This window comes from Gluconobacter cerevisiae, assembly GCF_015244675.1.
GTDB lineage: Bacteria > Pseudomonadota > Alphaproteobacteria > Acetobacterales > Acetobacteraceae > Gluconobacter > Gluconobacter cerevisiae.
Genome location: NZ_JABCQO010000001.1, coordinates 348,247 through 360,134 on the forward strand (window position 1 = coordinate 348,247; position 11,888 = coordinate 360,134).

General features: G+C 61.1%; 11 protein-coding genes and 1 pseudogene. 8 read left to right on the forward strand and 4 right to left on the reverse strand.

Features of this window, described 5'->3' with window-relative positions; translation table 11 throughout:
• Window positions 1-100 precede the first annotated feature (100 nt).
• A complete protein-coding gene (locus tag HKD21_RS01480) occupies window positions 101-1,360 on the forward strand; it encodes a tyrosine-type recombinase/integrase (protein WP_146887078.1) in 1,260 nt (419 codons plus the stop codon).
• Window positions 1,361-1,466: 106 nt separating this feature from the next.
• Window positions 1,467-1,913 (forward strand): helix-turn-helix domain-containing protein, encoded by a 447-nt coding sequence (locus HKD21_RS01485; RefSeq protein WP_029329636.1) that lies wholly within the window; start codon window positions 1,467-1,469, stop codon window positions 1,911-1,913.
• 258 nt (window positions 1,914-2,171) lie between these two features.
• On the opposite strand, the pseudogene tnpC reads toward HKD21_RS01485, so the two are convergent.
• From tnpC to HKD21_RS01505, 4 genes and pseudogenes are all read right to left on the reverse strand, one after another.
• A pseudogene (gene tnpC, locus HKD21_RS01490) lies at window positions 2,172-3,761 on the reverse strand (IS66 family transposase).
• A 65-nt stretch (window positions 3,762-3,826) separates the two neighbouring features.
• Complete coding sequence (tnpB, locus tag HKD21_RS01495) at window positions 3,827-4,174, reverse strand: IS66 family insertion sequence element accessory protein TnpB (protein WP_010515587.1); 348 nt, start codon at window positions 4,172-4,174, stop codon at window positions 3,827-3,829.
• The gene (tnpA, locus tag HKD21_RS01500) at window positions 4,171-4,611 is read right to left on the reverse strand and encodes an IS66-like element accessory protein TnpA (protein ID WP_010515588.1); all 441 of its coding nucleotides are present in this window, start codon (window positions 4,609-4,611) and stop codon (window positions 4,171-4,173) included. Before tnpA ends, tnpB begins: the two co-directional genes overlap by 4 nt.
• 293 nt (window positions 4,612-4,904) lie before the next feature.
• Entirely contained in the window at window positions 4,905-7,331 is a 2,427-nt protein-coding gene (locus tag HKD21_RS01505) for a heavy metal translocating P-type ATPase (RefSeq protein WP_077813805.1), read from the reverse strand.
• A gap of 43 nt (window positions 7,332-7,374) precedes the next feature.
• Here HKD21_RS01505 and HKD21_RS01510 point away from each other — a divergent pair, with 43 nt between their 5' ends.
• From HKD21_RS01510 to HKD21_RS01535, 6 genes are all read left to right on the forward strand, one after another.
• On the forward strand, window positions 7,375-7,647 hold the full coding sequence (locus HKD21_RS01510) for a metal-sensitive transcriptional regulator (protein WP_194253886.1): 273 nt from the start codon (window positions 7,375-7,377) through the stop codon (window positions 7,645-7,647).
• 2 nt (window positions 7,648-7,649) lie between these two features.
• Window positions 7,650-8,057, forward strand: a complete 408-nt coding sequence (locus tag HKD21_RS01515; protein ID WP_231502865.1) for a hypothetical protein — start codon at window positions 7,650-7,652, stop codon at window positions 8,055-8,057.
• A gap of 76 nt (window positions 8,058-8,133) precedes the next feature.
• Window positions 8,134-9,966, forward strand: a complete 1,833-nt coding sequence (locus HKD21_RS01520; protein WP_146887085.1) for a copper resistance system multicopper oxidase — start codon at window positions 8,134-8,136, stop codon at window positions 9,964-9,966.
• Window positions 9,963-10,769 (forward strand): copper resistance protein B, encoded by an 807-nt coding sequence (locus HKD21_RS01525; RefSeq protein ID WP_018307593.1) that lies wholly within the window; start codon window positions 9,963-9,965, stop codon window positions 10,767-10,769. The genes HKD21_RS01520 and HKD21_RS01525 overlap by 4 nt, the downstream gene beginning before the upstream one ends.
• Window positions 10,770-10,849: 80 nt before the next feature.
• Entirely contained in the window at window positions 10,850-11,242 is a 393-nt protein-coding gene (locus tag HKD21_RS01530) for a hypothetical protein (protein ID WP_018307592.1), read from the forward strand.
• A gap of 66 nt (window positions 11,243-11,308) precedes the next feature.
• Window positions 11,309-11,872: a c-type cytochrome gene (locus HKD21_RS01535; RefSeq protein ID WP_007284535.1), complete on the forward strand. Its 564-nt coding sequence runs from the start codon at window positions 11,309-11,311 to the stop codon at window positions 11,870-11,872.
• The last annotated feature ends 16 nt before the right edge of the window (window positions 11,873-11,888 follow it).

Genomic DNA, 11,888 nt, shown 5'->3' on the forward strand with positions numbered 1-11,888 from the left:
TCGGATTTGCTCCGGTTTTCGACCATCTGCTTACAAAATGCTTACATTCTGTCGCTACCCCCGATAATGTAAGCAGGAAGCACGGTGACGGGGAAGCCCCATGGCGAAATTGACGAAACGGGCTGTCGATGCCCTGAAGGCTCCAAAGCAAGGGCAAGCGTTCCTTTGGGACAGCGAGTTGCGAGGATTCGGTGCCAGAATCATTCCCTCTGGCTTGAAGACCTTTATCTTGCAATATCGCAATGCCGACGATCGCAGCCGTCGCATTGCGCTTGGTCGATTCGGAGCCATCACCGTCGAACAAGCCCGTGATCTTGCGAAGATCAAGCTGGGCCTGCTCGCTCACGGAAAAGACCCGGCAGCAGAGGTCGAGGCGCATAAGGCAATCACGGTCGCCGCCCTTTGCGACTGGTATCTCCAAGAAGCTGCGGCCGGGCGGATCATCGGACGTCGGAACCGGCCGATCAAAGCCTCGACGCTCGCGATGGATAAGAGCCGAATCGAGACACACGTCAAACCGCTTCTCGGCAAGAGGCTCGTTCGCTCGCTGAAAGTGGTTGATATAGAGGGAATGCAGGCCGACATTGTGGCCGGCAAGACGGCCAAGCCCCGCAGCACCAAGCGAGGCGGCGCCACGACGGGCGGCCCAGGTGTTGCCTCGCGAGCGGTTTCGACTCTGCAAAGTATCCTCGGTCACGCTGCGCGCCTTGATAAGATTGCTACTCATCCCTGCCAAGGCGCGCGACGGCTTGCGGGAAAGAAAAAGCAGCGGAGGCTGAATATCCTCGAAATTGGGAAGCTCGGCGACGCCATGCGACATGCTGAGCGTAACGGTGAAAACCCGATCGCACTAGCAATCGTACGCTTCCTGCTACTGACCGGCTTCCGAATTTCCGAAGCGCAAGGGATGCGGCGCGCATGGGTTCGTCCCGAGGGCGGCTATATCGACTTCGCCGACACCAAGAGCGGCGCCCAGATTCGAGCCATCGGACCGGCCGCAATGCAGGTTCTTCAGAACCAGCCGATCCGTAAGGAGTCGCCATATGTCTTCCCGTCCGATATCAGTGAAGGACATTATACAGCGGCGAAAGCCTGCCTTGAGAGACTCTGCGCTTCGGTCGGCATCGAGGATGTCACGCCACATACTCTGCGGCACACCTTCGGCAGCGTCGCAGGTGATCTCGGCTTCTCCGAATTAACGATCAGGGCGCTTCTCGGCCACGCCGCGCAAAGCGTGACCCAAGGCTACGTGCATATCGACGAAGCCCTGAAGTTGGCCGTTAGCCGCACCTGCGACAAGATCGCTTTGCTGTTGGATGGAGAGAAGAAGGCGGGCCGGGCTGAGGGGCTGGCAGCGTGACGGCATCGGGGGGACCAAAGACCACTTGCGGCCGGAATACCTCGCCGACCGGTTTCAGTTATTGCAGTTAAGGGCGCACGCGACTGGATGCGTAGGAGAACCCGTCGTGGCAAGCCACGTCGTCACGTTCGCCGGTCTGTCCGACCAGGACCGCAAGAAGGTCGCCCCTCTGCCGAAGCTGGTAGAAGGCGATCGTTTCGAGTTGCATGTCCGGCGCCGGAACGGGCAGGATCAGACCATGTCCTTGCCGCCGGCGGCAGCCAGTGCCGTCGAGGCATTGATCGACCACCTGCTCAACGGCGAGCGGGTGGCGGTCCTTTCGGAAGATCAGGAATTAAGCCCCACCGAGGCGTCCACCATCCTCGGTATCTCCCGACCGCTCGTCGTACTGCGGATGGATCGCGGCGACCTTCCGTTCCGCTATATCGGCAAGCACCGCCGCGCGTCGCTCAAGGACGTGCTGGCGTTGAATACGGAACTCGATGTTCGGCAGAAGGCCATGGAGGATTTGGCCGCCGACTCCGAGAATCTCCATCTCCATTATGGCATTTAGTCCCGTTGTCGCAATCTACGACGCCTGTATCCTCTACCCGTTTCACCTTAGGAACATCGTCGTCCAGGCGGCGGCGGACGGTCGATGCGCGGTGGACCGACGCGATTCATGACGAGTGGATACGAAACCTTCTGGCCAACACGCCGGACCTTTCGGCCGAACGCTTGGCGACTACGAAGCAACTCATGAACGCCGCGCTGCCGAAGGCGACAGTAACCGGTTACGAACGTAAGCATCCGGAGAGAGCCGCGGGCGTAATCAGGCTTTGATGGTATTATTGCTGTGGTGAAGGGTTTTCCAGTGCCATGGCAGGAGTTCATGGAGGCGTGGATTTGGCATATCGTTGATACGGGCGAGGACATCTGCGAGTCATGCTTTGGGATCGACAAGGTTCAGACGGGCGGTGACGATCAGGGAATACATGGCGGCAGCGCGTTCTCCGCCCCGGTCTGACCCGGCGAATAACCAGGCTTTTCTGCCGAGGGCTATCCCACGGAGCGCACGCTCTGCGGCGTTATTTGTGAGACAGATGCGCCCATCATGTAGAAACCGTGTGAACATATCAGGTCGTCTGAGAAAATAGCTCATGGCCTGTGCAATGGGATTTTTTGATGACATGCGTTGGCACGTGTCACGCATCCACATGAACAGGTCCTCTACCATGGGAGCACTGCTTTCCTGACGGACCGCGAGCCGATGCTGGTCTGGGGTGCCGTTTATCACACGTTCAGCCTCGAAGATGGCGTCGATGCGGCGCACTGCCTCTATCGCCAGCGGGGCCTTGTCCTTCTCCGCGATTTTGAACAGCCCCCTTCGTCCGTGCGCCCAGCATCCTGCAGACACGACAGGTGCAGGCTGACGGCCCGGTTTTGTCAGAGCGTTATATCCGGCATAGGCATCGGATTGCACGATCCCCGTCCAGCCCGAAAGATGATCGACAGGATGTTCGCCCTTGCGGTCCCGTGAATAACGGAACCACACGGCTGGCGGTGCTGTGCCTCCAAAGGGGTGATCGTCGCGCACATAATTCCACAATCGACCGGTGCGTGTTCGGCCCTTCGCCAGCACGGGCACGGTGGTGTCATCCGCATGCAGACGACCAGCTGCCAGCACATGGACCCGGATCAGCGCGTTCAGAGGGGCCAGGGTCGCTGTGCAGGCTCCCACCCAGTCGGCTAACGTTGACGTGTCGAGATCAATCCCTTCGCGTGCAAAGGCATCACTCTGCCTGTTCAGCGGCAGATGCTGGAGATACTTGTCGCACAGAATGCCCGCCAGCAGTTCTGGCCCTGCACGCCCCCGTGAGATCGGGTAGAAAGGCGCTGGTGGCTGGGTAATGCTCTCGCAATCCCGACAGGTGAACTTCTCCCGCACCGTCTGGATGACTTTGAACTGGCGTGGGATCACTTCCAGCGTCTCAGTGATACTTTCGCCCAGTTTGCTCAGGCGCATCCCGCCACAGCACGGACACTGTGTTGGCGCAGGAAGAACCATCCGTTCGCGTGGCAGGTCGGCGGGTAAGGGCTGCCGCCCCCGGTTATTCCGCGGTGCTGTTGCACGGACAGCGAGGTCCGCCGCATTTTCGAACGTGTCTTCGGCTTGCGTTGTTTCCAGCTCCTCCAGCTCAAGTTCCAGCTGGTCCAGCAGGCGCCGTCCCCGTTCCGATGACGTCCCGAAGCGGTCCTGACGCATCCGTGCAATAAGATGTTTAAGATGGGTAATCTGCGCTTCAGCGCTGACTGCTCGGGCTTCAGCGTCTGTGGCCCGGGTTTCGGCAGCACGGGCACGCGTCTCGGCGGCGGCAAGTGCCGCACGTAAGGCCGTTATGTCATCCATGCTTCCCGTCATGAAAAACAGTTCAGCACAAAACCGTTCAAAAGGGTACAGGACTATGGATCACGATCCCCTTTTTGTTACCCCGCCAGTTCAGGTCGCCATGTTTTCTGCGGATTACGCCAGTCGATCCCTTCGAGCAGACAACTTAATTGTGACGCACTCAGATGGATGGCCCCGTCCTTTGCCGAGGGCCAGATGAAATACCCACGTTCAATCCGTTTTGCATAGAGGGACACTCCAATCCCGTCATGCCAGATCAGTTTCACCAGATCGCCGCGTCGGCCACGAAAGACAAAAACATCACCAGCATAGGGGTCTCTCCCCAGAAACTGTTGAACCCTCAGCGCCAGACCGGGCATGCCAAGGCGCATGTCTGTCGCACCTGCCGCCAGCCATATCTTCAGACCAGAGGGAAGAGGGATCATGAGCGTAAAACCTGAAGGAGTTTCCTCAGATCTTCAATCGCGATCCGGCTGTCAACCATCAGCTTCTCACCACCAGGAAAAAGAATGCTGGCTTCATGTCCACTCCCGCAGGACTGGTCTCCTCCCAGCCCTTCAACAGGGGATGTCATATGAACCGGCACAAAAGAAAGCTGCTCTTTCGCAGACGGGTTTACGAAATCCAGTCTCTGACGCCATCGGTAAACGACGCTGACGTGGACACCAAACTGGCGCGCAACAGCACGGACTGACTGACCAGTTTCATAAGAAGCCAGCACAACCCGACGTCTGAACGCGTCATCATAGGCCCGGCGCCGTTCGCCAACAATTTCAATAACCGGATGAAGGGCTCGCGATGCTTGTGTCGCAGCGAATGTCGCTGCGACACAAGCATCATTCTGTTCTGATCGCTCTGTCATGAACAGAACACATCACCACACCATAAAATCCACAAGGCGTCTCACACCGGAAGCTTACTTACGAACAGCAATTCCGACCATATACGTTGCTCGATCCTGATGACCGTCCCGTCGCCGCGACCGCGATCGAGGCAGACGCGCCGATAATCGTCACATGGAACCTAGACGACTTTCCTGTTGCCGAATTAAGAGAGCATAGCTTGGCGCAGCAGTCACCGGATGTCTTCCTGGTCGACCTCTGCACGCGGGCCCCGGATAGGCATTGCCTTCTGAACGAAATAGGCAATCTGCTTTCACCGAAGTCTCAGGGCATTGAGCCGCAGTGCGTTTGTCACGACGGCCAGGGATGACAGGGCCATCGCGCCTCCCGCGAACATGGGCGACAGCGTAAGGCCAAAGACGGGATACAGTACGCCTGCGGCAAGTGGGATGCCGATCCCATTGAACAGGAAAGAAAATGCCAGATTCTGCCGGATGTTGCGCATCGTCGCCTGTGCCAGGCGGCGGGCGCGTACCAGTCCGGCGAGGCTGCCTTGTGCCAGTGTCATCCCGGCGCTTTCGATGGCGACATCGGTGCCTGTGCCCATGGCGATTCCGATATCGGCGGTGGCCAGGGCCGGCGCGTCGTTGACGCCGTCGCCCGCCATGGCGACACGGGCTCCCTTCTGTTGCATGTCACGAATGATCGCGGCCTTATCCTCGGGTTTGAGGTCGGCATGTACCTCGTCGATTCCCGCCTGCCGGGCCACGACTTCCGCAGTCCGGGCATTGTCACCCGTCAGCATCACGATCCGCATGCCGGCTGCGTGCAGTGCCGCGATGGTCTCCTTCGCGTCGGTCTTCAGCGGATCGGCCACGACCAGCAACCCAGCGGCCTGTCCGTCGATGCCGACGAACATGACGCCCGCGCCCTCCGCCCGGTGGGTGTCCGCGACAGGGATCAATGCCGACGCATCGATGCCCTGCTGCCGCATCTGGGCCTGGTTTCCGACGACGACGGCATGCCCGTCCACGGTGCCGGTCACGCCCAGGCCGGTCTGAGACGCGAAATCCCCGACCGGCGCGGCCTGAAGGCCCTGCTCCGTCATCGCGGCGACCAGCGCCTGGGCCAGCGGATGCTCGGATTGTGTTTCCAGTGATGCCGCCAGTCGCAGGACGATGCTGGAATCCCATGCACCTGATGTTTCGGTCGCGATCAGCCGGGGCTTGCCTTCCGTTACGGTGCCGGTCTTGTCGATCACCAGCGTATCGACCGTATCCAGTGCCTGCAGGGCCTCGGCGTTGCGAACCAGCACGCCAGCTCGCGCCCCGCGTCCCATGCCGACCATGATCGACATCGGAGTGGCCAGGCCCAGCGCGCACGGACAGGCGATCACCAGGACCGCAATGGCGTTCAGCAGTGCGTGTCCGAAGCGCGGTTGCGGACCGACCAGAAGCCAGACAACGAAGGTCAGCAGGGACACAAGCACGACCAGCGGCACGAACCAGCCGGAGACCCGGTCCGCCACCGCCTGGATCGGTGCGCGCGTACGCTGGGCGGCCGCTACCATGCTGACGATCCGGGCCAGCATTGTGTCCGAGCCGACGGCCTCGGCCGTCATCAGCAGGCTGCCGGTGCCGTTGATGGTTCCGCCCGTCACCTTGTCACCCGGGCCCTTGGCGACAGGTGCTGGCTCTCCTGTCAGCATGGCTTCGTCCACGCTGGAGCGCCCGTCCATGACGGTGCCGTCCACCGGGATGCTTTCCCCCGGCCGGATGCGGAGCCGATTGCCGGGCACGATCTGGGCCAGCGGTACGTCGTCCTCGCGATCCTGCGCGCCGACCCGGTGTGCGATTTTCGGTGCGAGATCCAGCAGGGCGCGAATGGCGCGACTGGTACGGGCGCGGGCGCGCAGTTCCAGGACCTGCCCGGCCAACACCAGGGCCACGATAACACCTGCGGCTTCGTAATAGACCGGGACCGACCCGTCATGCATGCGGAAGGCAGCAGGGAACAGGCCAGGAGCTACTGTCGCGGCGATGCTGTAGAGAAAGCCCGCGCCGACGCCCAGCATGATCAACGTAAACATGTTCAGATGCCGGGTGCGGAGAGACATCCAGCCGCGTTCGAGGAACGGCCAGCCGGCCCACAGCACGATTGGTGCCGTAAGCGCCAACTGAATCCAGTTCGTCAGGCCGCCATCGAAAAATGCCAGCCCTCCCATATCCGCCGCCATGGCGATGACGACGAGCGGGACCGCCAATATGCTCGCTCCCCACAGGCGCCGGCTGAAATCCACGAGTTCCGGGTTGGGCATGTCGGCGTCGGATGGCTCCTCCGGTTCCAGCGCCATGCCGCAGATGGGGCAGGAGCCGGGGTGATCCTGTCGGATCTGGGGGTGCATCGGGCAGGTCCAGATCATCCCGGCCCGCCTGGGCTGAGGCTTGATGGGCGTCGTGTCCGCCTTGTGCAGGTAATGACAGGGGGCGGCCTCGAACTTTGTCTGGCAGTGCGCGCTGCAAAAATACCAGGTCCGGCCATCATGGTCGGCATGATGCGTCGCCGTCGCGGGATCGACCGTCATGCCACACACAGGATCCTTGACCAGGTGCGCGTCAACTCCGGTCGCTGCCGGGGTGGGACCCTCTCCATGGAGATGGGACGCGCAAGCTGCTGTATTGTCGTTCGTCATGAAGCCCCCTTGCTTGTGGCCGCCAGCCGCGGCGTCGAAGTATGCCATAATCGCTTGCACTTCAAGGTATGCCCCTGTAGGGTATAGTGCAATGAGGCAGTCACGGGTAAAGATTTCGCAGGGCCTGAAACGGGTCGAAGGTCAGGTGCGTGGCATCCAGAAAATAGTGGACGAAGACCGCTATTGCGTGGATGTTCTGCTTCAGCTTCGGGCCGCCAAGGCGGCGTTGCATCGGCTCGAGGGGCTTGTTCTGCGCGAACATATCGCGGGCTGCGTCGTGGAGGCGATCGAATCCGGCGATCCGGTGGAGCGTCAGGAAAAAATCGGGGAACTGATCGAAACGGTCAGCAAGATGACGGGGTAGACGTGCAAGAGATCGGCGCGATACGGTTGGGACGGTTGCTGGCCTGCCTGCTTCTGCAGGTGGGGCTGATGCTGGCATCCGTCATGCCGGGTCATGCCGCCACGTTGCCCTCTACAGTTGCTGTGGTTACCCAGCCGATGGCCGACATGCCAGGGATGCAGATGCCATCCCGTGCGGATACGACGACCGCACATTGCAATCATGAACCGTGCCACGACCATCATCCATGTCATCATTGCGGCGATTGCTGCGCCCAGGGTGCCTGCGTCGCCAATTGGCTGATGCCGCCCTCCGTGACCAGGGCGTTTGATTACTCAGGTGTTACGGCACCTTTCGGCCTGTCTCGCTCGGATCGCATCGTCGGTCATGGGTTCGCGCCGGCCCTGCCACCGCCCAGAGAGATGGCCTGATTCTGTTCTGACAGTCTCAGGGCTGGTCATGGACCTATGACCGGCTCCGCCTTCTCTCTTTTGCGGACTATTATTCATGTCAATACGATCCCTTGCGGGACGGAGCGCGATCACGCGCCGTCGTTTCGTCGTCGGGACGGGCCTGTGGGGAGCGGCACTGGCCCTCCCGCAGGGCAGCGCGAGCGCCTACGCTTCGGTCTATACACCGGCGTCGGGGCGGCCCGACCCGCTGCCTGGCACCCGTTTCGACCTTACGATCGGTTCTGTACCGATCAATATCACCGGTGCGCGCATGCACGCGGTGGGTGTGAACGGCTCCACGCCCGCGCCGATCCTGCGCTGGCGTCAGGGCGACACAGTCGAACTGAATGTCACCAACCGGCTGGATGAGCCCAGTTCGATCCACTGGCACGGAATCCGGGTGCCGGCCGACATGGACGGCGTGCCCGGTCTGAGCTTTGGCGGGATCGCGCCGGGTGACACGTTCACCTATCGCTTCCCGCTGCATCAGAGCGGCACCTACTGGTATCACAGCCATTCCGGCTTCCAGGAGCAGACGGGCCTGTATGGGGCTCTGATCATCGACCCGAGAGACGGTTACGCGCAGCATTTCGACCGCGATTATGTGATGGTCCTGTCCGACTGGACCGACGTCGATCCTGAGGACATCGTCTCCAACCTCAAATTCCAGAGCGATTACTACAATTTCCGCCAGCGTACGGTGGACACGTTCTTCCGTGACGCACATCGGCAGGGGCTGGGTGCGACGATCCGAGATCGCCTGCAATGGGGTGCCATGAACATGGCGCCGACCGACATTCTGGATGTGTCGGGCATCATCTACACCTACCTGATCAACGGCCAGTCGCCTGCTGCAAACTGGACGGGCCTGTTCCGACCGGGCGAGCGCATACGCCTGCGCTTCATCAATGCATCGGCGATGACGCTGTTCGACGTGCGGGTTCCCGGCCTGACGATGACCGTTGTTCAGGCCGACGGTAATGACGTGGAGCCCATCCCGGTCGATGAATTCCGCATCGGGCCAGCGGAAACCTACGATGTAATTGTCAGCCCCACCGCCGATGGACCGTACACAGTCTTTGCCCAGGCCGAGGATCGTACCGGATACGCGCGCGGCACGCTCGCCACCCGTTCGGGCCTTGCCGGGCCGGTTCCCCCCATGGACCCGCGCCCTCTGCGCACCATGACCGACATGGGTATGGGGAATATGGACATGAAGGGCGGCATGGCGGGCATGGAGATGGGGAGTTCGCCGGGGAAGCCCGGTGATGCCCCTGCCGGCGGCGGCATGGACATGGATCACATGGACATGAAGGAGGCTAACAGACCCGGAGCCGCTGCGATGGATATGCCGGGCATGGCGGCTGCGTCGCGGCATAAAACAGAGTTGAAACCCGGCGTCGCGGTGCAGAGTGTCGCCATGATGCCGATCAACCGGCTGGCGGAGCCGGGCGACGGGCTGGAGAATAATGGTCGCCGCGTTCTGACCTATGCCGATCTGCGGGCCACGATCCCGGGCGCGGACCCACGCCCGCCGTCGCGCGAGATCACCCTGCACCTGACCGGCAGCATGGAACGCTTCATCTGGGGATTCGACGGCAAGAAGTTCTCGGAAGCGGAACCGATTCGTCTGACTTTGGGCGAGCGGGTGCGCTTCGTCCTGATCAACGACACGATGATGGAGCATCCAATCCATCTGCATGGATTGTGGAGCGAACTGGAAAATGGGCAGGGTGACTGCCGACCCTACAAGCACACGATTACCGTCAAGCCGGGTGAGCGGCTGAGTTACTTGGTCACGGCGGACGAACCCGGGCTGTGGGCATATCACTGCCACCTGCTCTACCACATGGAGGTGGGCATGTTCCGCACGGTGGTGGTGTCGTGATCCGGGGTCTGATAGGTGGCACGGTCCTTGCCGCTGGACTGGCTACCGCGGTACCTGGCACGGGACGCGCCCAGTCAGTCCCGGCACGCCAGAGCGAAGGAACCCAGGAAGCGCAGACCGCCTCGGCTCCCGCGCCCGTGGTCTATGTCAACGGCATCCAGCCGGTCATGGACCATAACATCTATATGCATGCGCTGCTCGACCAGTTCGAGGCGCGCTTTGGTGCCGATGGCGGGCAGTTCCGTTACGATGGGCAGGCTTGGTTCGGCACTGACTACGACAAGCTCTGGCTGAAATCCGAAGGCACGGTCGGCACAAACGGCAAGTTCGGTGATGGAGATCATGAGGCCCTCTATGATCGTGCCATCTCCCGGTATTTCGATGTCCAGACTGGCGTGCGTCTCGATATTGACAACGGCCCCACACGGGCCTGGGGCGCGATCGGGGTCGAGGGACTGGCTCTATATTTCTTCAATGTGGAGGCCACGGCCTATTTCAGCGACCGGGGTGCGGCGGGGCGTCTGCAGGGCTCATACGATATCCTGCTGACTAATCGCCTGATTCTCCAACCCCAGGTCGAGATGAACTTCTATTCCGCGTCCGATCGTGCGCGCGGCGTCGGAACCGGGCTGTCCGATATCGATACGGGATTGCGGCTTCGCTACGAATGGCATCGGAAATTCGCGCCTTATATCGGCGTGAGTTACTCCGGCACGTTCGGTCAGGCCGCCGACATGGCGCGTTCAAGGAATGAGCGTGTCCAAGACCTGAATTTCACCTTCGGGATCAGGACGTGGTTCTGACCGCTCCTGCCCGATGTGAAGTCGTTGCGGGGCGCTCCGTGCGGCCCCGTTTCAGATAACAAAAGATAAGGAACTTACAAATGCTGACTATCAATTTCAGGTTCTCGGCCGCTCTGGCCGCACTTCTGGCCACGGTCTCGGTTGCGCATGCCCAGACCCCCGCTCCGGCACCGGCCCAGCCGCAGGGTCAGGATATGTCCGGGATGCAGGGCATGTCCGGCATGTCGGGGATGGACCACGACAAGATGAAAATGGACGGCATGTCCGGTTCCGGCATGGAGGGCATGGAGAAGGGCATGAAAATGAAGGGAAAGATGGGAGACTGTATGAAGATGAAGGGCATGAATATGTCGAACGGCCACGCCATGGCGCCGTCAGATCACAAGATGAAAATGGGCTGCGGTGACAAGGAAAGCGGCATGAAGATGCCGATGGGGCCGCAGGGCATGCCTGACGCGGTTCATCAGCGCTGATCGGGTCCTGACCGGAGCGGGGCGGCGCCATCAGCGTCGCGCCTGGAAAGGCCAAGGGAGGCACGTATGACAAGACTGATCTGGGGGTTCGCCGGTATCCTGCTGTTTGGGATCGGCGCAGGAGCGACCGTCGTTTTCGGTGGCCTGTATGATGTGGGCGCCACCTCGCCGCACTGGCGGCTGACCTATCGTGTTCTGGAAACGGCACGCCTCCATTCAATCCGGCATCACGCCGAGGGCATTACCGCACCTGTCGATCTTGAAACGCAGGCACGGCTCGTCGGCGGCGCATCGCATTTTTCGACGCATTGCGCCTCCTGTCATTCCGCGCCGGGCGTCGAGGCCGAGGATATGGCGGTGGGGATGTATCCGAAGCCGCCGGTTCTGAAGGATGTGGCGCAACGCTATACACCGGGCGAACTGTTCTGGATCCTCAAGCATGGCATCAAGATGTCGGGCATGCCGTCCTGGGCGGATCATGGTGATGATGATCTCTGGAACATCGTTGCGTTTCTCGGGAGCCTTCCGGGAATGAACAGTTCTGACTACCAGGCGCTGGTCGCCCAGGCAGGAGCAGCTGGCGGACATCATACGCATCACGACATGGATATGCCGATGCCCCGACCGTAGATGCCGCTGCGATAAT